The organism is Actinoalloteichus caeruleus DSM 43889, assembly GCF_000429185.2.
In the GTDB taxonomy this organism is placed as follows: domain Bacteria; phylum Actinomycetota; class Actinomycetes; order Mycobacteriales; family Pseudonocardiaceae; genus Actinoalloteichus_B; species Actinoalloteichus_B caeruleus.
In genome coordinates, this window is record NZ_AUBJ02000001.1 from 1,195,017 (window position 1) to 1,218,732 (window position 23,716).

The following is a 23,716-nucleotide window of genomic DNA, read 5'->3' on the forward strand; positions in this document are numbered from 1 at the left end:
GAAACGCCGCTCCAGTCCGAGGTGAGTCACGAGATCCCCAGGTCCTTGTCAATCAGGTCGAACAGTTCGGCGTTGGTCGCGGAACTGAGCTGTTCCGCGACCTCCGCACCGGCCGCCGGCCGCCCACGCGTCGCTCCGAGTCGGGACAGCAGCGACTCGAGCCGCATCACGATCCGGACGCGGTCGACGTCGTCGGGTGCGCGTTCGGTGAGCGCGGCCTCCAGCCGGTCGAACTCGCCGGTGTCGGGCAGGTCAGGTGCCGCCTGTTCCTGCAGGACCTCCGCCTTGAGGTACGCGGCGAGCGCCGTCGGTGTGGGGTGGTCGAACACGAGCGTGGCGGGGAGCTTCAACCCGGTCGCGCCGTTGAGCCGGTTGCGCAGCTCGACGGCCGTGACCGAGTCGAAGCCGACCTCGCGGAACGCGCGGCCGGACTCGATCTCCTCGGCCGAGGCGTGGTCGAGGACGGCGGCGGCGTGCGCCCGGACGAGGTTCAGCACGACCTGCTCGCGGTCGCCGTCGGGCAGCGCGGCCAGTTCCGCCCGCAACGCGCTGGGCGCCTCGGCCACGTCCACGCCCTCCGCTGCGTCGACCTCGGCGAGCTGGCGCACCTCCGGGATGTCGTCGATGAGCGGCCGCGACCGCGCCGAGGTGAAGATCGGGACGAAGCGCGGCCACTCGACGTCGGCGATCGCGACCAGCGCGTCGTCGTGGTCCAGGGCCAGGCCGAGGGCGAGGACGGCCTGTTCCGGTGCGAGCAGCGGGACGCCCTGGCGGCGGAGCCGCTGCTCGGTCTCCTCGTCACGAACCATGCCGCCGGCCGCCCACGGCCCCCAGGCCACCGACAGCACGGGCACGCCCTGCGACCGGCGCTGCCTGGCGAGTGCGTCCAGGTAGGCGTTGGCGGCCGCGTAGGCCCCGTGGTCGCCGACACCCCAGACGGCCGCGATCGAGGAGAAGTACACCACCGCGTCGAGCTGCTCCGGGTCGAGGAGTTCGTCGAGGTGCCGCGCGCCGGCGACCTTGGCGGTGGCGACGTAGCCGAACTCGGGCACCGTGGTGCTCGCGATGGGTGCGAGGGCGCCGAGACCGGCGGTGTGCATGACGGCGCGGATCGGGTCACCCGCCCGGTCGAGCCGGGTGACGAGGTCGGCGACGCTGTCCCGGTCGACGACGTCACAGGCCTCGACGGTGACCCGGCTACCCAGTCCGGTGAGTTCGTCGACCAGGTCGCCGACCCCGGGGGCGTCCCCGCCGCTGCGGCTCACCAGCACGAGGTGCTCCGCGCCGTTGCGGGCCAGCCACCTGGCGACCTGACCTCCGAGCGCGCCCGTGCCCCCGGTGACGAGGACCGTCCCGGTCGGTTTCCACGCACGCGTTGGTTTGGACGCCCCGAGCGGGGCGGGGGTCAGGCGGCTCGCGAAGACGCCGCCCTTCCTGATCGCGACCTGGTCCTCGCCGCCGGTCTGCGCGACCACGGCGGCGAGTCGTGCCAGCGCCGCCGGGTCCACCGCCTCGGGGAGGTCCACGAGGCCACCCCACCGTTCGGGGAGTTCCAGTGCGGCCACCCGGGCCATTCCCCAGGTCTGGGCCTGTTGCGGGTTCGCGAGGAAGTCGGCGTCGTAGATCGATACGGCGGATCGGGTGGCGAACCAGAGGGGGGCGGCCAGGCCCGCCTCGACCGTGGCCTGCACGAGGTTCAGGCAGCCGAGCAGCCCGGCGGGCAGGTGGGTGTGCATCGAGTGCGGCTGCTCGTCGAGCGACAGCAGCGACAGGACGCCGGCCACCTCGGGGCCGTCGTCGAGCAGGGCTTCCAGGCGCTCGGCGATGGTCTGCGGATCCTCGCGGCTCGAGTCGATCGACAGCACCCGGGGGGTCGCGCCGTGGTCGGCCAGGGTGGTCGCGCAGGCGGCGAGGAGGTCCTGGTCCGCGAAGCCCGCGGGGACCGCGAGCACCCAGGCCCCGGTCAACGGGGCGGCGGTCGCGATCGTGACCGGCTTCCACTCGACGCGGTACCGCCAGGTGTCCATCCCGCTCCGCGTGTCACGGCGACGACGCCAGGTGGACAGCGCTGGGAGGACGGCCCCGAGCGCCTCCTCCGCGTCGTCGTCGAGGTCGAGGGCGCCGACGAGCGCGGCCGTGTCGGCGCGTTCCACCGCCTCCCAGAAGTCGGAGTCGGCGCCGGACACCTGGGCGTCCCGCCGCCCGTCGCCCTCCGGCCAGAAGCGTTGGTGTTGGAAGGCGTACGTGGGCAGGTCCACCACACGGGCACCGGAGAACACCGCCGACCAGTCCACCCCCACCCCGTGCACATGCGCCCGAGCCACCGACCGCAGGAACCGCACCGACTCCCGCTCACCCCGCCGCAACGTCTCCACCGCCACCACACCCTCGTGCTCCTGCACACCCACCACCAACACCGGATGCGGACTGACCTCCACGAACACCCCATGCCCGTCCGCCACCGCCGAGGACACCGCCCCCGCGAACTCCACCGTCGACCGCAGGTTCCGGAACCAGTACCCGGCGTCCAACGCCGAACCCTCCACCACACCCCCGGTCACCGTCGAGTACAACGGCACCTCGCACACCCCCGGCTCCACCGCCGCCAGCACCTCAGCCAGCTCGGCCTCCAACCGGTCCACCTGAGCCGAGTGCGAGGCGTAGTCCACCGCCACCCGCCGGGCCCGCACCCCCTCGGCCTCACACCGCGACACCAACGCCTCCAACGCCTCCGGAGTCCCCGACACCACCACCGAGTCCGGACCGTTGATCGCCGCCACCGACAGCTCCCGCCCCAACCAGGGCGTCACCCTCTCCGCCGAGCAGGCCACCGACAGCATCCCGCCGGCACCGGCCAACGCCCGCAACGCCCTGCTGCGCAGGGCCACCACCCGGGCGCCATCCGACAACGACAGGGCCCCGGCGACCACGGCCGCGGCGATCTCACCCTGGGAATGGCCCACGACCGCGACCGGTTCCACCCCGACCGAGCGCCACAGCTGGGCCAGGGACACCATCACCGCCCACAGCACGGGTTGGACGATCTCGACCCGGTCCAGGGCGTCCTGGTCGTCGAGGACGTCGAACAGGTCGAAGTCGGTGAACGGGGCCAGGGCCTCGGCGCAGCGGGTCATGGACTCGGCGAAGGCCGGTGAGTCGGTGAGCAGGGACCTGCCCATCCCGACCCACTGGGCACCCTGCCCGGGGAACACGAACACCGGCCGCACGTCCCCGTTCTCGGCCAGCCCGGTCACGACCTGGGCGGAAGGGCTGCCCTCCGCGAGCGCCGACAGGGCGCCGCGGAACTCGTCCTGGTCCGAGGCCACGACCGCGGCCCGGTACTCCAGTGCCGCCCGGGTGGTGGCCAGCGAGTGGCCGATGTCGGCGGTGGACGCGTCGGGACGTTCGGCGAGGTAGGTGCGCAGCCGGGCCGCCTGCGCGCGCAGCGCTCGCTCGGTCCGCCCGGACAACACCCAGGCGACGGAGTCGGCGCGCACCGGAGGTTCGGCCCCCACCTCGGCGGGTGCCGTCCCGGTGGCGGGCGCCTCCTCCAGCACCACGTGCGCGTTGGTGCCGCTGACCCCGAAGGAGGAGACCGCGCCGCGCCTCGGCCTGCCGTCCACGGCCCAGTCCACCCGGTCGGTGAGCAGCGACACGGCTCCGGTGGACCAGTCGACCTGGGACGTGGGGCTGTCGACGTGCAGGGTCTTCGGCAGCACCCCGTGCCGCATGGCCTGGACGACCTTGATGATGCCCGCGACACCCGCGGCGGCCTGGGTGTGCCCGATGTTGGACTTGATGGACCCCAGCCACAGCGGCCGCTCCGGCGGACGTCCCCTGCCGTAGGTCTCCAGCAGGGCCTGGGCCTCGATGGGGTCACCGAGCCGCGTTCCGGTCCCGTGCGCCTCGACGACGTCGACGTCCGAGGTGGACAGGCCGGCGTTGGCCAGGGCCTGCCGGATCACCCTCCGCTGTGACGGCCCGTTCGGCGCCGTCAACCCGTTGGACGCCCCGTCCTGGTTGACCGCGGAACCCCGCACCAACGCCAGCACCTCGTGCCCGTGCCGGCGGGCGTCCGACAACCGCTCGACGAGCAGCATGCCGACGCCCTCACCCCACGCGGTGCCGTCCGCCGCGTCCGCGAAGGACTTGCAGCGCCCGTCGGCCGCGAGACCGCGTTGCCTGCTGAACTCGATGAACGCGGCCGGGGTCGCCATGACCGTCACACCGCCGGCCAGGGCCATCGTGCACTCACCCTGCCGCAGCGCCTGGATGGCGAGGTGCAGCGCGACGAGCGACGAGGAACAGCCGGTGTCCACGGTGACCGCCGGGCCCTCCAGGCCGAAGGTGTAGGAGATCCGCCCGGACACCACGCTCGCGGCGTTGCTGGTGACGCCGAAGCCAGCTCCGGAGTCCTGGGAGAGCATCAGCGCGGTCGCGTAGTCCTGCCCGTTGGTACCGGTGAAGACACCCGTGGGGGTCCCTCGCATGGTGGACGGATCGATACCGGCCCGCTCGAAGACCTCCCAGGTCGCCTCCAACAGGAGCCGTTGCTGCGGGTCCATGCCGAGCGCCTCGCGCGGGGAGATCCCGAACAGCGACGGGTCGAAGTCACCCGCGTCGTAGAGGAACGCGCCCTGGTTGGTGTAGCTGGTGCCCTGCCGTTCGCGGTCGGCGTGGTAGACCTCCGAGCCCCAGCCGCGTTCCGTCGGGAAGCCCCCAACCGCGTCCACCCCGTCGAACACCAGCGTCCACAGCTCCTCGGGCGAAGCCGCGCCACCGGGGAACCGACAGCTCATGCCCACGATCGCGATCGGGTCATCGTCGGTGGCGATGAGGGGTGGTGTCGGCACCGGGGCGTCCTGCTCGACCCCCATCAGGTCGCCGTGGAGCCGGGTGGCGAGCGCGGTGGCCGTCGGGTGGTCGAACGCGATCGTGGCCGGCAACCTCAGCCCGGTGGCGGCGCTGAGGCGGGTGCGCAGGTCGACCGCCGTGAGCGAGTCGAAGCCCAGTTCCCGCAACGCTCGGTTCGGGGGCACGGCGTCGCTCGTCGGGTGGCCCAGGACGGCCGCCGCTTCGGCGCGCACCAGCTCCACCAGCAGCCGCTCGCGCTCGGCCGCGGGCAGGTCGCGCAGTTTACGCCGGAGTTCCGAACCGCCCTCACCCGCTTCCGCCTCGGCCCGCTCCCCCTCGGCCAGGACACGACGCACCTCCGGGATGTCCTCGATCAGGGGGCGCGGCCGGGCAAGGGTGAACGCGGGGACGAACCGCTCCCAGTCGACGTCGGCGACGGCGAGGCAGGTCTCGTCGTGCTCGACCGCCTCGCGGAGCGCGATGAGGGCCAGGTCCGGGTCCATCGCGGGCAGACCGCGCCGTTCGAGCCGGGTGCCCACTTCACCACCGGACATGCCGTCGCCGCGCCACCCGGCCCAGGCGACCGAGGTCGCGGGCCGGCCCGCCGCGCGGCGCCGCTCGGCGAGCGCGTCGAGGTGGGCGTTCGCCGCCGAATAGGCGGCCTGGCCGCCGCTGCCCCAGGTGGCGGCGTTCGAGGAGAACAGCACGAACGCGTCCAGCTCCGCGTCCCCGAAGACCCGGTCCAGGTTCGTCGCGCCGAGCACCTTGGCGCGCAGGACGTGGTCGAGTTCGGCGAGGGTGGTGTCGACGAGCGGTGTGTTCTGGTTGACGCCGGCGGCGTGCAGCACCGCGGTGATGGTTTCGCCGCTGTCGCGGAGCTCCCGCACCAGGGACTCCACCGAGGCGAGGTCGGTGACGTCGCAGGTGACGGGGGTGACGCGGGTGCCGTTCCCGGCGAGTTCCTCGCGGAGCTCGGTGACGCCGGGCGTGTCAGGTCCTCGCCGGCCGGCGAGGACCACGTGGTCGACGTCGTGCTCGGTGAGCCACCGGGTGAGGTGCGCGCCGATCGACCCGGTGCCGCCGGTGACGAGCACCGTGCCGCGGGGGTTCCACTTCCGCACCGGTTCCCGCTGGCCAACGGGGTGTCGAACGAGGCGGCGGACGAAGGTCCCCCGGTCGCGCACCGCGACCTGGTCCTCCGGGGAGGTGGCCCCGGTCAGGACACCCACCAGGCGCTCCAGGGCACGCTCACCGGGTTCCGCCGGCAGGTCCACCAGGCCACCCCACGACCTCGGGTGCTCCAAACCCACCACACGTCCCAGGCCCCACACCGCGGCCTGCGCCACACCCGGCAGGCCCTCCGACGTGTCCACCGCCACCGCACCCCGCGTCACGACCCACAACGGCGCCTCCACCGCGGCGTCCTCCAGGGCCTGCGCCACCACCATCGTCGCCGCCAACCCCACCGGCACGGACGACTCCGCCACCGGTTCGTCGTCCCAGGCCAGCAGGGACACCACCACGTCCACCTCGGCGTGGCCGGCGAACCGTTCCGCCAGATCCGCCCGGTCACCCGCGCCGTCGACGATCACCGTGTCGGCCGGTGGCAACCCCGCCACCACCGAGGACACCACCGGGTCCCCGGCCAGGGAGGCGGGCACCAGCACCAGCGCCCGGACCGGGGACGTCCCGCCGGCGGGCACCACCGGTTTCCACGTGACCCGGTAGCGCCAGGAGTCCACGACCGACCGGCGGCCCCGTTCCCGTCGCCAGTTCGCCAAGGCGGGGAGCACGGTCTCCCACGCGGCCGAGGCCTCTCCTCCCAGGTCGAGGGCGCCGACCAGCGCGGCCGTGTCGGCGCGTTCCACCGCCTCCCAGAAGTCGGAGTCCTCGGTGGGCGCCACCTCGGGCAGGGACATGGGCTCGGGCCAGAAGCGTTGGTGTTGGAAGGCGTACGTGGGCAGGTCCACCACACGGGCACCGGAGAACACCGCCGACCAGTCCACCCCCACCCCGTGCACATGCGCCCGAGCCACCGACCGCAGGAACCGCACCGACTCCCGCTCACCCCGCCGCAACGTCTCCACCGCCACCACACCCTCGTGCTCCTGCACACCCACCACCAACACCGGATGCGGACTGACCTCCACGAACACCCCATGCCCGTCCGCCACCGCCGAGGACACCGCCCCCGCGAACTCCACCGTCGACCGCAGGTTCCGGAACCAGTACCCGGCGCCCAACGCCGAACCCTCCACCACACCCCCGGTCACCGTCGAGTACAACGGCACCTCGCACACCCCCGGCTCCACCGCCGCCAGCACCTCAGCCAGCTCGGCCTCCAACCGGTCCACCTGAGCCGAGTGCGAGGCGTAGTCCACCGCCACCCGCCGGGCCCGGACCCCCTCGGCCTCACACCGCGACACCAACGCCTCCAACGCCTCCGGAGTCCCCGACACCACCACCGAGTCCGGACCGTTGATCGCCGCCACCGACAGCTCCCGCCCCAACCAGGGCGTCACCCTCTCCGCCGAGCAGGCCACCGACAGCATCCCGCCGGCACCGGCCAACGCCCGCAACGCCCTGCTGCGCAGGGCCACCACCCGGGCGCCGTCCGACAACGACAGGGCCCCGGCGACCACGGCCGCGGCGATCTCACCCTGGGAATGGCCCACGACCGCGACCGGTTCCACCCCGACCGAGCGCCACAGCTGGGCCAGGGACACCATCACCGCCCACAGCACGGGTTGGACGATCTCGACCCGGTCCAGGGCGTCCTGGTCGTCGAGGACGTCGAACAGGTCGAAGTCGGTGAACGGGGCCAGGGCCTCGGCGCAGCGGGTCATGGACTCGGCGAAGGCCGGTGAGTCGGTGAGCAGGGACCTGCCCATCCCGACCCACTGGGCACCCTGCCCGGGGAACACGAACACCGGCCGGACCTCGCCGCTCTCAGCGGTCGCCGAGACCACCTGCGCCGAGGCCCGTCCTTCCGCGAGGGCGGACAGTCCCGAGACCAGCTCGGCTTGGTCCGCTCCGACGATCGCCGCGCGGTGCCCGAGCGCGGCTCGGGTGCTCACGAGCGAGTAGCCCACGTCCACGGCGCGCTGTCCACCGACGGCGGGCAGCAGTTGACGGGCCTGGGCGCGCAGCGCCCGCTCCGAGGCGGCCGACAGGACCCACGCCACCGCGGTCCCGGCCGGCGCCTCGTCCCGCCCGTCCACCGGACCGAGATCCGGTTCCGGCTGTTCGAGGATCAGGTGCGCGTTCGTGCCGCTCATCCCGAAGGAGGACACACCGGCACGACGGGCCTGGCCGGTCTCCGGCCACGCCACGCTCTCGGTCAGCAGGGACACCGCACCGGCGGACCAGTCCACGTGGGACGTCGGGGTGTCGGCGTGCAGGGTCCTGGGCAGCACCCCGTGCCGCATGGCCAACACCATCTTGATCACACCGGCCACGCCCGCCGCGGACTGGGTGTGCCCGATGTTGGACTTGACCGACCCCAACCACAGGGGACGGTCCCGGTCCTGGCCGTAGGTCGCGAGCAGGGCCTGGGCCTCGATGGGGTCACCGAGCCGCGTTCCGGTCCCGTGCGCCTCGACGACGTCGACGTCCGAGGTGGACAGGCCGGCGTTGGCCAGGGCCTGCCGGATCACCCTCCGCTGCGACGGCCCGTTCGGCGCCGTCAACCCGTTGGACGCCCCGTCCTGGTTGACCGCGGAACCCCGCACCAACGCCAGCACCTCGTGCCCGTGCCGGCGGGCGTCCGACAACCGCTCGACCAGGACCAGACCGATCCCCTCGGACCAACCAGCGCCGTCCGCCTCGTCGGAGAACGACTTGCAGCGCCCGTCGGCGGCGAGCCCCCCCTGCCTGCCGAACTCGGTGAACGTGCCCGGGGTGGCCATCACTGTCACCCCCCGGCCAGGGCCATCGAGCACTCGCCCGAGCGCACGGACCGGATCGCCCAGTGCAGTGCCACCAGCGAGGACGAGCACGCGGTGTCGACGGTGACGGCGGGCCCCTCCAGGCCGAACACGTAGGCCACCCGGCCCGACATGACGCTGCTCGCCGTACCGGTCAGCAGGTGTCCCTGCGCGTCGTCGGGCAGCTGGTGCGGCGCGGTGCCGTACCCGGACGGCGCGGCACCGACGAAGACACCGATGTCGGCCCCTCGGGTGCCCGCCGGGTTCATACCAGCCCGTTCGAACGTCTCCCAGGTGAGTTCGAGGAGGAGCCGTTGCTGCGGGTCCATGCCGAGCGCCTCGCGCGGGGAGATCCCGAACACCGACGGGTCGAAGTCGCCCGCGTCGTACAGGAACCCCCCGTGCCCGGTGAGGGTTCCGTTCCCACCGAAGGCCGGCCCCTCCCAACCCCGGTCGGTCGGGAACGCGGAGATGCCGTCGACACCACCGACGACGAGGTCCCACAGTTCCTCGGGCGAGCGGACCCCTCCCGGGTACCGGCAGCTCATCGAGACGATGGCGATCGGGTCGTCCTGGTCGGCGGAGTCCCGCTGGGCGAGCGCCTGGCCCGTGTCCGCCGCCCCGAACAGTTCGGCGTGGAGCTGGGCGGCGAGATCGACCGGGTTGGGGTGGTCGAAGATCAGGGTCGCTGGCAACTGGAGACCCGTCGCACGGGTGAGCCTGGTCCGCAGTTCGACCGCCGTCAGCGAGTCGAACCCGAGTTCCCGGAAGGGCCGGTCCAGCGGCACAGACCGGGTGCCGCCATGCCCGAGCACGGCGGCGGCCTCCGTGCGAACCAGGGCCTGGAGTGACCGTTCCCGCTCCGCCACGGACAGCCCGGTCAGCCGGCCCCTCAGCTCGGCCCCGGCCTGGTCGGCCTCGGCGCCGGCCCGCTCCAGCGCCGCGAGGATCCGCCGCACGTCGGGCAGGTCAGCGATGAGCGGGCGAGGACGGGCGGATGTGAAGGCGGGAACGAACCGTTCCCAGTCCACATCGGTGACGGCGAGGGAGGTCTCGCCGTGGGAGACCGCCTCCCGCAGCGCGGCGATCGCGAGTTCCGGAGCCATCGCGGGCAGCCCGCGGCGCCGAAGCTGCTCGCCGGCGTCGCCGACGGACAACCCGCCGCCGTCCCACACCCCGTAGGCGACGGAGGTGGCGGGGAGACCGCGCTCCACACGCTCCTGGGCGAGGCCGTCGAGGTAGGCGTTGGCGGCGGAGTAGGCGGCCTGGCCGCCGCTGCCCCAGGTGGCCGCGTTCGAGGAGAACAGCACGAACGCGTCCAGCTCCGCATCCCCGAACAGCCGGTCCAGGTTCCGCGCCCCGAGCACCTTCGCGGCGAACACCTCGTCGACGGAGGCGACATCGAGGTTCCCGATCACCTCGGCCCGCTCGATGCCGGCGGTGTGGAACACGGCGGTGATCGTGTCCCCGGCGTCGCGTACCTCGCTGACCAGTGACGCCAGGGCCGCCGGGTCGGCCACGTCGCAGGCGGCGATGGTGACCCGGGTGCCGGTCGAGGTCAGCTCGTCGCGCAACGCGGCCGCGCCGGGCGCGTCGATGCCACGCCGGCTGGTCAGCACCACGTGCTCGACGTCGGTGGCCGCCAGCCAGCGGGCCAGGTGACCGCCGATCGCGCCGGTGCCGCCGGTGATGAGGGCGGTTCCCGTCGGTGTCCACTCCCGCTCGGGTGGGGTGTCCCCCAACGGGGCACGGGCCAGCCGGCGGGCGAACACGCCCCTCGACCGCACCGCGAGCTGGTCCTCGTCGCCGGCACCGTGTGACAGCACCGAGGTGAGCCGTGCCGCGACGCGGCTGGTCAGCTCCTCCGGCACGTCGACGAGCCCACCCCACCTGTCGGGGTGTTCGAGGCCGACGACACGGCCGAGCCCCCACAGGGCCTCCTGCCACGGGCTGCGCAGGGGGTCGGTGGATCCGATGCTCACCGCGCCGGTGGTCACGCACCACAGGGGTGCGGTGATGCCGGCGTCGCCGAGCGCCTGAACGAGCGTCACCGTCGCCGCGAGCCCGATCGGGACCGCGGGGGAACCGGGTACGGGGTCCTCGTCGAACGCGAGCAGCGACACGACCCGGGTGACGTCGGTGTGCCCGGCCAGGAGAGCGGAGACGCTCGCGCGGTCGAGCCCATCGCCGTTGAGGACGAGCCGGACCGTGTCGTCGTGTGCGCCGTTGATGGCGGTGACCAGTGGGTCGTCCACCCTGGTGGCGGGGATGACCACCAGCCATCGGCCGGCCTGGTGGGCGGGGATGATCTCAACGGGGCGCCAGACGACCCGGTATCGCCAGGAATCGAGGGTGGACCGCTCACGACGGCCACGCCGCCAGGCGCTCAGGGTGGGGAGAACCGTGTTCCAGGTGTCCTCGGCACCGCCGAGGGTGCCGGCGAGCGCGGAGACGTCCCCACGTTCGACGGCGTCCCAGAACTCCGCGTCGACCGGCGAGGAGTCACCGGACGCCAGTGCTCCCTCTGGCCAGTAGCGTTCGTGTTGGAAGGCGTAGGTGGGCAGCGGGACCCGGCGTGCTCCGCACCCCGCGTAATAGCCGGCCCAGTCCACCGACGTCCCGTGGACGAACACCCGCGCCAACGCCCCCACCACCGTGTCCGGTTCGGGGCGGTCCCGGCGCAACACCGGAACGAACACACCCTCGGGGGCGCAGTCCTGCCCCATTGCCGAGAGCACCCCGTCCGGACCCAACTCCAGGAACCGGGACACCCCCACCCCACCCAACGCGGCCATGCCCTCGGCGAACCGGACCGTCTCCCGGACCTGCCGCACCCAGTACTCCGGGTCACACCACCCAGCCCCGGCCAGTTCACCGGTCACCGTGGACACCACCGGCAGCACCGGCTCCCGGAACACCACCGAGGCGAGCACCGCCCGGAACTCCGCCAGCATCGGGTCCATCAACCCGGAATGGAAGGCGTGGCTGACCCGCAACCGCCGCACCCGGCGGCCCTCCCGCTCACACGCCTGGGCCACGGCGTCCACGGCGGTCTGGTCTCCGGAGAGCACCACCGCCGTCGGGCCGTTCACCGCCGCCAGGGACACCCCCGCCCCCACCAACGGGAGGATCTCGTCCTCGGTGGCCTCCACCGCCACCATCGCCCCACCCTCGGGTAGGGCCTGCATCAACCGGCCCCGCGCCGCCACCACCCGGGCGGCATCGGCCAGGTCCCACACCCCGGCGACATGCGCCGCGGCCAGCTCCCCGATGGAATGACCCAGCAGGTAGTCCGGGACCACTCCCCAGGACTCCACCAACCGGAACTGGCCCACCTGCAGGGCGAACAACCCCGCCTGGGCGTACACCGTCTGATCCAGGACCCCAGCACCATCGTCGTCGTGGAAGACGGTGTCGCGGATCGGGCGGTCGAGGTGCCGGTCGAGTTCGGCGCACACCGCGTCGAAGGCCTCAGCGAACACCGGGAACGCCTCGTGCAACTCCCGGCCCATACCGGGGCGTTGCGAGCCCTGACCGGTGAACAACACCGCCAGCTGACCGGCAGCGGCGCTGCCCTGGACGACCTCATCGCCGATGACGACCGCACGGTGGTCGAACACCGACCTCCTGGTCAGGGAGTAGCCCACGTCCACCGGGTCCAGACCAGTGGTGTCCACGTGGGCACGGATCCTGTCGACCTGCGCGGTCAGGGCCTGCTCGGACTTGGCCGACACCACCCACGGCACCACCACCGGGGCGGACTTCGGCCGGTCCCCACCATTCGCGGAGTCCCGCACGGCACCGGTGTCCTCACCGGCACCGATGTCCACCGTGTCGGGGCTTTCGATGATCACATGGGCGTTGGTGCCGCTGATCCCGAACGAGGACACCCCCGCCCGCCGGGGACGACCGGTCTCCGGCCACGACACCGGCTCCCGCACCAGATCCACCGCACCCGATTCCCAATCCACCTCACGACTGGGCTCATCCACGTGCAACGTCGCCGGCACCACCCCATGCCGCATCGCCTGCACCATCTTGATCACACCCGCCACCCCCGCGGCGGCCTGCGTGTGACCCAGGTTCGACTTCACCGAACCCAACAACAACGCCCGATCCCGATCCCGCCCATACGTCGCCAACAACGCCTGCGCCTCGATCGGATCACCCAAGGTCGTCCCGGTACCGTGCGCCTCCACCACATCGACGTCCTCGGGAGCGACCCGGGCGTTGGCCAACGCCTGCCGGATCACCCGCTGCTGCGAGGGACCGTTCGGCGCGGTCAACCCGTTGGACGCCCCGTCCTGGTTGACCGCCGTACCCCGCACCACCGCCAACACCGGATGCCCCAACCTGCGGGCATCCGAGAGCTTCTCCACCAGCAGGACACCGACACCCTCGGACCACCCGGTCCCATCCGCCGAGGCCGAGAACGACTTGCACCGACCGTCGAAGGACAACCCGCCCTGCCGGCTGAACTCCGCGAACGTCGCCGGAGTGGCCATCACGGTCACACCCCCGGCCAGGGCCATCGAGCACTCACCGGAGCGCAGGGCCTGCACGGCCAGGTGCAGGGCCACCAACGACGAGGAACACGCCGTGTCCACCGTCAACGTCGGACCCTCGAACCCGAACGTGTAAGCAACCCGACCCGAGGCCACGCTGCCCGAGTTGCCGATCCCGCTGTGCCCCTCGGTGTCCTCGACACCGTGCAACCGGGTGACGTAATCGTGGTACATCAACCCCGCGAACACACCGGTCCTGCTGCCCCGCAGTGTCCCCGGGTCAATACCGGCGTTCTCGAAAACCTCCCACGAGGCCTCCAGCAGCAGCCGCTGCTGCGGGTCCATCGCCAAGGCCTCACGCGGCGAGATCCCGAAGAACGCCGGATCGAACTCGGCGGCGTCCGCGAGGAACCCGCCGAACCCGTCGACACCCCACCCCCTGTCCTGGGGGAAGGGGCCGATGGCGTCACCGCCAGCCGCGACCAGGTCCCACAGTTCGTCCGGGTTCGACACGCCCCCCGGGTAACGGCAGGACATCCCCACGATCGCGATCGGCTCGTCGGTCCCGACCCCCGTGGCCACCACGGTCTCCACCGCAGCCCGAGTCCCGACCAACTCACCCACCACGAACTCGGCCAACACCGCCGGGGTCGGGTAGTCGAACACCAGGGTCGCCGGCAACCGCAACCCCGTCACCGCGTTCAACCGGTTCCGCAGCTCCACCGCCGTCAACGAGTCGAAACCCAGATCGGTGAACGCGTGGTGCGGCTGGACGGCGTCGTTCGTGGCGTGTCCGAGCACCGCGACAACGTGCGTGCGGACGAGGTTCAACACGGTCGCGACCCGCTCGTCCGAGCCCAGCGACATGAGCTCGGCGACCAGTCCGGCGTCACCCGGTGCGGCTCTCCGGGTGGGTGTCCTCACGAGACCCCGCAACATGGGCGGCACACCCCGCGTCCGCAACCGGGGCAGGTCCAACACCACCGGCACCACCACAGACCGGTCCACACCCCAGGCCGCGTCGAACAACGCCAGCCCCTGCTCCACCGTCAACGGCGGGAACCCCGCCCCGGCCATCCGCTGGGCATCCCCAGCCATCCCACCCTCGGCCCACAACCCCCACGCCAACGACTGACCCGCCAGACCCCGATCACGCCGGTACTGGGCCAGACCATCCAGGAACGCGTTCGCCGCCGCGTAATTGCCCTGCCCAGGAGAACCCAGCACCCCGGCCACCGACGAGAACACCACGAACATCGCCAGGTCCAGATCCCGGGTCACCTCATGCAGGTTCCACGCGCCCTCCACCTTCGGACGCAACACCGCATCGAACCGCTCCGGGGTCAACGACGACACCATCGCGTCATCGAGCACCCCCGCGGTGTGCACCACACCCACCAACGGATGCTCCGACCCGATCCCGGCCACCACCTCAGCCACCGCGTCCCGATCGGCCACGTCACAGGCCACCGTGCGGACCTCGGCATCGAGCTCACCCACACCACTGTCACCGCCGCTGCGGCTGAGCAGCACCAGGTGCCGCACCCCGTACCGCTCGACCAGGTGCCGGGCCACCAACCCGCCCAGCACACCACTGGCACCGGTGACCAACACCGTGCCCCCCTCGGGGAGCGGTTCCCCCGGTTCCGGGGCCACCCGGGCCAGCCGGGGTGCCACCAGGCGCCCGCCACGGACGGCCAGCTGCGGCTCTCCCGCCACCAACTCCGGAAGCTCCACACCCTCGGTGTCAGGGTCGGTGTCGGGGTCGAGGTCGACCAGCACGAACCGGCCCGGGTTCTCCGACTGGGCCGTGCGCACCAGACCCCACACCGCGGCCTGGGTCAGGTCCCGACCATCGATGGCACCCCGGGTCACCACGACCCGCACCCGATCATCGTCGGTGTCCCGCACCAGGGCCAGCACCTCGGCCAACCGCTCCCGCACCCCACCACCAGCCGCCAACGGCACGACCTCGTGGTCACCGGTCAGGGCCTCACCGGACACCGGGACCCAGTCCACGCCGAACAGCGCGTTCCGGTGCGGTGACGTGGTGGACCGGTCCACCGACGGGGCACGCAGGGAGAGAGCACCGATCGACGCCACTGGCTGGCCGGCCCCGTCGGCCAGCAGCAACGAGAACCCGGACCCGGCGCGGCAGATCCGCACCCGCAGCGACGAGGCTCCCACTGCCGAGATCGACACCTCGGACCACGCGAACGGCAACCCGCCTTCGCCTCCGAGCAGGCCGATACCGTGCAGGGCCGCGTCCAACAGGGCCGGGTGCACCCCGAACCCGTCGACCGCGACATCCACCGGCAGGGCGACCTCGGCGAACACCTCGTCCTCACCACGCCGCCAGGCCCGCCGCAGCCCCTGGAACACCGGACCGTAGGACAGGCCCGCCTCATCCAACCGGTCGTACAGGTCCGTGACGTCGACCTCGGTGGCCCGTTCCGGGGGCCACACCGTGAGTACCTGACCTGGGGTGGGCGAACCGGTGGACAACACCCCGGTCGCGTGCCGCGCCCATTCGCCGTTCTCGTCCGCTCGCGAGTGCACGGTGACCGTGCGGCGCCCCTCGTCGTCGGGTCCACTCACGAACACCTGGACGGTCACCGCGCCATGCTCGGGCAGCAGCAACGGAACCTGGAGGGTGAGTTCGTCCAGCAGGTCACACCCGACCCGCTCACCAGCGAAGAGGACCGCCTCGACGAGCGCCGCTCCCGGCACCATGACGGAGCCGAGCACCACATGCTCCGACAACCACGGCAGGTCGGCCGCCGAGAGCACACCGGACAGCATGACGCCCTCGTCACCCGCGAGAACCACTCCGGTACCGAGCATTGAGTGCCCGAGGGAGCCGAAACCAGTACCAAGACCTGCTCGTGGCCAGTAGCGTTCGTGTTGGAAGGCGTAGGTGGGCAGCGGAACCCGACGTGCCCCGCACCCCCCGTAATAGCCGGCCCAGTCGACCTCGGTCCCGTGGACGAACACCCGCGCCAACGCCCCCACCACCGTCTCCGGCTCGGGGCGGTCCCGGCGCAACACCGGAACGAACACACCCTCGGGGGCACAGTCCTGCCCCATCGCCGAAAGCACCCCGTCCGGACCCAACTCCAGGAACCGGGACACCCCCAACTCCCGAGTCCGCTCCACGGCGGCACCGAACCGGACGGTCTCCCGGACCTGCCGCACCCAGTACTCCGGGTCACACCACCCAGTCCCGGCCAGTGCACCGGTCACCGTGGACACCACCGGCAGCACCGGCTCCCGGAACACCACCGAGGAGAGCACCGCCCGGTACTCCGCCATCATCGGGTCCATCAACCCGGAGTGGAAGGCATGGCTGACCCGCAACCACCGCACCCGGCGGTCACCCAACCGGTCCACCACCCCGGCCACCGCCGAGCGCTCACCGGAGAGCACCACCGCCGTCGGGCCGTTCACCGCCGCCAGCGACACCCCCGCCCCCACCAACGGGATGACCTCGTCCTCGGTGGCCTCCACCGCGACCATCGCCCCACCCTCGGGTAGGGCCTGCATCAACCGGCCCCGTGCCGCCACCACCCGAGCGGCATCGGGCAGGTCCCACACCCCGGCCACGTGCGCCGCGGCCAGCTCCCCGATGGAATGACCCAGCAGGGAGTCCGGGACCACCCCCCAGGACTCGATCAACCGGAACAGGGCCACCTGCAGGGCGAACAACCCCGCCTGGGCGTACACCGTCCGATCCAGGACCCCAGCATCACCGTCGTCGTGGAAGACGGTGTTACGGATCGGGCGGTCGAGGTGCCGGTCGAGTTCGGCGCACACCGCGTCGAAGGCCTCGGCGAACACCGGGAACGCCTCGGCCAGTTCCCGGCCCATGCCGGGGCGTTGCGAGCCCTGACCGGTGAACAACACCGCCAACCGACCCGGGGCGGCACTGCCCTGGATGACCTCGTCACCGACCAGAACCGCCCGGTGTTCGAACACCGACCTCCTGGTCAGCGAGTAGCCCACATCCACCGGATCCGGACCGGCGGTTCCCACGTGGGTACGGATCCTGTCGACCTGCGCGGTCAGGGCCTGCTCGGACTTGGCCGAGACCACCCACGGCACCACCGCCGGAGCGGTCCTCGGCCGGTCCCCGCCGTTCAGGGAGTCCCGCACGGCACCGGTGTCCTCACCGGCACCGATGTCGATCGCGTCCGGGCTCTCGAGGATCACATGGGCGTTGGTGCCACTGATCCCGAACGAGGACACAGCGGCCCGCCGGGGACGACCGGTCTCCGGCCAGGACACCGGCTCCCGCACCAGATCCACCGCACCCGATTCCCAATCCACCTCACGACTGGGCTCATCCACGTGCAACGTCGCCGGCACCACCCCATGCCGCATCGCCTGCACCATCTTGATCACACCCGCCACCCCCGCGGCGGCCTGCGTGTGACCCAGGTTCGACTTCACCGAACCCAACAACAACGCCCGATCCCGATCCCGCCCATACGTCGCCAGCAACGCCTGCGCCTCGATCGGATCACCCAGCGTCGTCCCGGTACCGTGCGCCTCCACCACGTCAACGTGCTCCGGGGCCACCCGGGCGTTGGCCAGGGCCTGCCGGATCACCCGCTGCTGCGAGGGACCGTTCGGCGCGGTCAACCCGTTGGACGCCCCGTCCTGGTTGACCGCCGTGCCCCGCACCACCGCCAACACCGGATGCCCCAGCCTGCGGGCATCCGAGAGCTTCTCCACCAGCAGGACACCGACACCCTCGGACCACCCGGTCCCATCCGCCGAGGCCGAGAACGACTTGCACCGACCGTCGAAGGACAACCCGCCCTGCCGGCTGAACTCCGCGAACGTCGCCGGAGTGGCCATCACGGTCACACCCCCGGCCAGGGCCATCGAGCACTCCCCGGACCGCAGGGCCTGCACGGCCAGGTGCAGGGCCACCAACGACGAGGAACACGCCGTGTCCACCGTCAACGTCGGACCCTCGAACCCGAACGTGTAAGCGACCCGACCCGAGGCCACACTGCCCGAGTTACCGATCCCGCTGTGCCCCTCGGTGTCCTCGACACCGTGCAACCGGGTGACGTAATCGTGGTACATCAACCCCGCGAACACGCCGGTCCTGCTGCCCCGCAGCGACCCCGGATCAATACCAGCGTTCTCGATGGCCTCCCACGAGGCCTCCAGCAACAGCCGCTGCTGCGGGTCCATCGCCAAGGCCTCACGCGGCGAGATCCCGAAGAACCCCGGGTCGAACTCGGCGGCGTCGTGGAGGAAACCTCCCGCGCCCTCCAGTCCCCACCCCCGGTCGGTGGGGAACGCACCGATCGCGTCCCCACCGGCCGCGACCAGGTCCCACAACTCGTCCGGACTGGACACCCCACCCGGGTAACGGCAGGACATCCCCACGATCGCGATCGGCTCGTCGGTCCCGACCACCGTGGGGGCCGGCGCCACAGCCAGCGAGGCTGAACCGTTCAGCTCGTCGAGCACGAACTCGGCCAGGTCGGCCGGGGTCGGGTAGTCGAACACCAGGGTCGCCGGCAACCGCAACCCCGTCACCGCGTTCAACCGGTTCCGCAGCTCCACCGCCGTCAACGAGTCGAAACCCAGATCGGTGAAGGACTGCCGCGGTTGGACGGCATCGCCGGAGGTGTGACCAAGCACCGCCGCCACCTGGCCCCGCACCTGGTCGAGCACCACGCGGACCCGGTCTTCGGCCTTCAGACCACCCAGGTTCCCCACCAGGCCCGCGTCTCCACGGGCGATCCGGCGACGCGCCACCCTGACCAGCGAGCGCAGCAGGGGAGGCACTCCCTCGGTCGCGGCACGCGACCGCAGCACCGAGAGATCGAGGTTCACGGGGACGAGGGCGGCACGGTCACTCGTCAGCGCGGCGTCGAACAACGCCAGGCCCTGCTCCACCGTCAACGGCGGATAGCCGGCACGTGCGAGTCGTCGACTGTCAGCGGTCATCCCGCCCTCGGCCCACAACCCCCACGCCAACGACTGACCCGCCAACCCCAGGCCACGCCGGTACTGGGCCAGACCATCCAGGAACGCGTTCGCCGCCGCGTAATTGCCCTGCCCAGGAGAACCCAGCACCCCGGCCACCGACGAGAACACCACGAACATCGCCAGGTCCAGATCCCGGGTCACCTCATGCAGGTTCCACGCGCCCTCCACCTTCGGACGCAACACCGCATCGAACCGCTCCGGGGTCAACGACGACACCATCGCGTCATCGAGCACCCCCGCGGTGTGCACCACACCCACCAACGGATGCTCCGACCCGATCCCGGCCACCACCTCAGCCACCGCGTCCCGATCGGCCACGTCACAGGCCACCGTGCGGACCTGGGCATCGAGCTCACCCACACCACTGTCACCGCCGCTGCGGCTGAGCAGCACCAGGTGCCGCACCCCGTACCGCTCGACCAGGTGCCGGGCCACCAACCCGCCCAGCACACCACTGGCACCGGTGACCAACACCGTGCCCCCCTCGGGGAGCGGTTCCCCCGGTTCCGGGGCCACCCGGGCCAGCCGGGGTGCCAGCAGCCGACCGTCACGGACGGCCAGCTGCGGTTCTCCGGCCACCAACTCCGGAAGCTCCACACCATCGCTGTCGGTGTCGGGGTCGAGGTCGACCAGCACGAACCGGCCCGGGTTCTCCGACTGGGCCGTGCGCACCAGTCCCCACACCGCGGCCTGGGTCAGGTCCCGACCGTCGGTGGCACCCCGGGTCACCATGACCCGCACCCGATCGTCGTCGGTGTCCTGAACCAGGGCCAGCGCCTCGGCCAACCGTTCCCGCACCTCACCACCCGGCGGCAACGACACGACCTGGTGGTCACCGGTCAGGGCCTCACCCGACACCGGGACCCACTCGATCCCGTACAGCGACTCCGCTCGGGACGTCGACACCTGTCCCGCCGTGACCGGCCGCAACGCCAGGGAATCCACCGCCGCCACCGGCTGGCCGACACCATCGGCCACCAGCAACGAGAACCCGGAACCAGCACGGGAGATCCGCACCCGGACCGTGGTCGCACCGACGGCGAACACCGACACACCCGACCACGCGAACGGCAGCCCGCCTTCGCCATCGAACAACGCCACACCGTGCAGGGCCGCGTCCAACAGGGCCGGGTGCACCCCGAACCCGTCGGCGGAGAGACCTTCGGGGAGTACGACCTCGGCGAACACCTCGTCATCCCGCCGCCACAGCGACCGGACACCGCGGAACTCGGGCCCGTACGCGAGCCCGGCCGCCTGGAGCCCGTCGTACAGCTCCTCCACGTCGATGCTGGCCGCGTTCTCGGGCGGCCACACGTCGAGGGCCCGTGCGGGGGGCACGACGGCACCCACGACGCCGGAGGCGTGCCGCACCCACTCCTCGTCGTCCGCACACGAGTGCACTGTGACGGCCCGGTGGCCGTCCTCGTCGGGAGCGGCGACGAAGACCTGGACGGCGACTCCGCCCCGTTCGGGCAGCAGGAGCGGGGTTTCCAGGGTCAGGTCGTCGACCACTCCGCACCCGGCCTGCTCGCCGGCGCGCAGGACCAGTTCGACGAACGCCGTCCCGGGGACGAGAACCGATCCGCCCACCACGTGCCCGGCCAACCACGGTTGTGACTCCAGCGACAACCGTCCGGTGAACAGGAACTCGTCGGTTCGCGCCACCCCGACAGCCGTTCCCAGCAGCGGGTGGTCGGCCGAGCGCAGTCCGACCGCCGACACGTCACCAGACCAGCCGGTGGATGTGTCGGGCCAGTAGTGCTCCTGTTGGAAGGCGTAGGTGGGCAGGTCCACCAGGCGCGCGTTCGTCTCGGCGAGGTAGGCGGCCCAGTCCACGGGCATGCCCGTCACCCACAACGACGCCAACGCCCCCACCACCGTCTCCGGCTCGGGGCGGTCCCGGCGCAACACCGGAACGAACACACCCTCGGGGGCGCAGTCCTGCCCCATCGCCGAGAGCACCCCGTCCGGACCCAACTCCAGGAACCGGGACACCCCCACCCCGCCCAACGCGGCCATGCCCTCGGCGAACCGGACCGTCTCCCGGACCTGCCGCACCCAGTACTCCGGGTCACACCACCCAGCCCCGGCCAGTGCACCGGTCACCGTGGACACCACCGGCAGCACCGGCTCCCGGAACACCACCGAGGAGAGCACCGCCCGGTACTCCGCCATCATCGGGTCCATCAACCCGGAGTGGAAGGCGTGACTGACCCGCAACCACCGCACCCGGCGGTCACCCAACCGGTCCACCACCCCGGCCACCGCCGAGCGCTCACCGGAGAGCACCACCGCCGTCGGGCCGTTCACCGCCGCCAGCGACACCCCCGCCCCCACCAACAGGGGAATGATCTCGTCCTCGGTGGCCTCCACCGCCACCATCGCCCCACCCTCGGGTAGGGCCTGCATCAACCGGCCCCGTGCCGCCACCACCCGAGCGGCATCGGGCAGGTCCCACACCCCGGCCACGTGCGCCGCGGCCAGCTCCCCGATGGAATGACCCAGCAGGGAGTCCGGGACCACCCCCCAGGACTCGATCAACCGGAACAGGGCCACCTGCAGGGCGAACAACCCCGCCTGGGCGTACACCGTCCGATCCAGAACCCCAGCATCACCGTCGTCGTGGAAGACGGTGTCGCGGATCGGGCGGTCGAGGTGCCGGTCGAGTTCGGCGCACACCGCGTCGAAGGCCTCGGCGAACACCGGGAACGCCTCGGCCAGTTCCCGGCCCATTCCGGGGCGTTGCGAGCCCTGACCGGTGAACAACACCGCGGTCAACCCGGCGGACGCGCTGCCCCGCACCGCACCCGACCCCAGGCCGGTGAGCTGCTCCCGGTCGAACACCACCGCACGATGCTCGAAGGACGTCCTGGCCGTCGCGAGGGTGTGGGCCACGTCGAGCGGGTCGACGGTGACGTCGTCGAGGTGAGCGGCGAGCCGAACAGCCTGGGCGTCCAGTGCCTCGGAGGACTTCGCCGACAGAACCCACGGCACGACCGAGGGCGCAACCCGCTCCGCCGGTTCGGAGACCGGTGGCGCCTGTTCGATGATCACGTGGGCGTTGGTGCCACTGATCCCGAACGAGGACACGGCGGCCCGCCGGGGACGGTCCGCCTCCGGCCACGGAACCGCTTCGGTCAACAGCGAGACCGCTCCCGCCGACCAGTCCACCTCGGGGGTCGGCTCGTCGACGTGCAGGGTCCTCGGCAACACGCCGTGGCGCATCGCCATCACCATCTTGATGACCCCGGCCGCTCCGGCCGCGGCCTGGGTGTGGCCGATGTTCGACTTGACCGACCCCAACCACAACGGGCGTTCCTCCGCCCGGTCCTGGCCGTAGGTCGCCAGCAGGGCCTGCGCCTCGATCGGATCGCCCAAGGTGGTCCCGGTGCCGTGCGCCTCCACGACGTCGACGTGCTCCGGGGCGACCCGGGCGTTGGCCAGGGCCTGCCGGATCACCCGCTGTTGCGACCGGCCGTTGGGGGCGGTCAGCCCGCTGCTGGCCCCGTCCGAGTTGACCGCGGAGCCCCGCACCACCGCGAGGACGCGGTGTCCCCGCTCCAGCGCGTCCGACAGGCGCATGACCAGCAGGACACCCACGCCCTCCGACCACCCGGTTCCGTCGGCGGACGCGGCGAACGACTTGCACCGGCCGTCGAAGGCGAGACCCCGCTGGCGGCTGAAGTCGATGAACGTGCCGGGGGTCGCCATGACGGTGACGCCACCGGCGAGCGCCATCGAGCACTCGCCCCTGCGGAGCGCCTGCGCGGCGAGGTGCAGTGCGACCAGGGAGGACGAGCACGCCGTGTCGACGGTGACCGCCGGGCCCTCCAGGCCGAAGTAGTACGCGACGCGGCCGGAGAGGACGCTCCCGGAGTTCCCGGTGCCGAGGTAACCCTCGACGCCGTCAGGTACGGACTGGATCAGCGGCAGGTAGTCGTGGTACATGAGGCCGGCGAACACACCGGTCCTGCTGCCCCGGACCGACGCGGGGGTGATGCCCGCACGTTCGAACACCTCCCAGGACGCCTCCAACAGCACTCGCTGCTGCGGGTCCATCGCCAACGCCTCGCGCGGGGAGATGCCGAAGAAGCTCGAGTCGAACCGGGTGGCGCCGTCGAGGAAACCTCCCCCGCGCACGTAGGAGGCGCCGGCCTCGTCGGGATCCGCCTCGAAGAAGCGGTCGATGTCCCAGTTCCGGTCGGTGGGGAAGTCCCCGATGCCGTCGCCGTCGTTGGCGACGAGGCGCCACAGGTCCTCGGGACTGGTGATCCCGCCGGGGTATCGGCAGCTCATGCCGATGATGGCGATGGGTTCGGCGTCCCGGTCCTCGACCTCCCTCAACCGCCTGCGGGTCTCCCGCAGGTCAGCGGTGGCGCGCTTGAGGTAGTCGAGGAACTTCTCCTCGTTCGCCATGGG

General features: G+C 72.0%; 1 protein-coding gene and 3 pseudogenes. All 4 read right to left on the reverse strand.

From position 1 onward, the window contains the following. Positions 1 to 26: 26 nt before the first annotated feature. On the reverse strand, positions 27 to 275 hold the full coding sequence (locus G443_RS26020; RefSeq protein ID WP_504919248.1) for a hypothetical protein: 249 nt from the start codon (positions 273 to 275) through the stop codon (positions 27 to 29). 11 nt (positions 276 to 286) lie between these two features. Further along, positions 287 to 8,597: pseudogene (locus G443_RS04370) on the reverse strand (type I polyketide synthase); the annotation flags it as partial. A 78-nt stretch (positions 8,598 to 8,675) separates the two neighbouring features. Then, positions 8,676 to 9,328: pseudogene (locus G443_RS25955) on the reverse strand (beta-ketoacyl synthase N-terminal-like domain-containing protein); the annotation flags it as partial. Positions 9,329 to 9,463: 135 nt separating this feature from the next. Continuing rightward, positions 9,464 to 23,713: pseudogene (locus G443_RS04375) on the reverse strand (type I polyketide synthase); the annotation flags it as partial. Positions 23,714 to 23,716 lie beyond the last annotated feature (3 nt).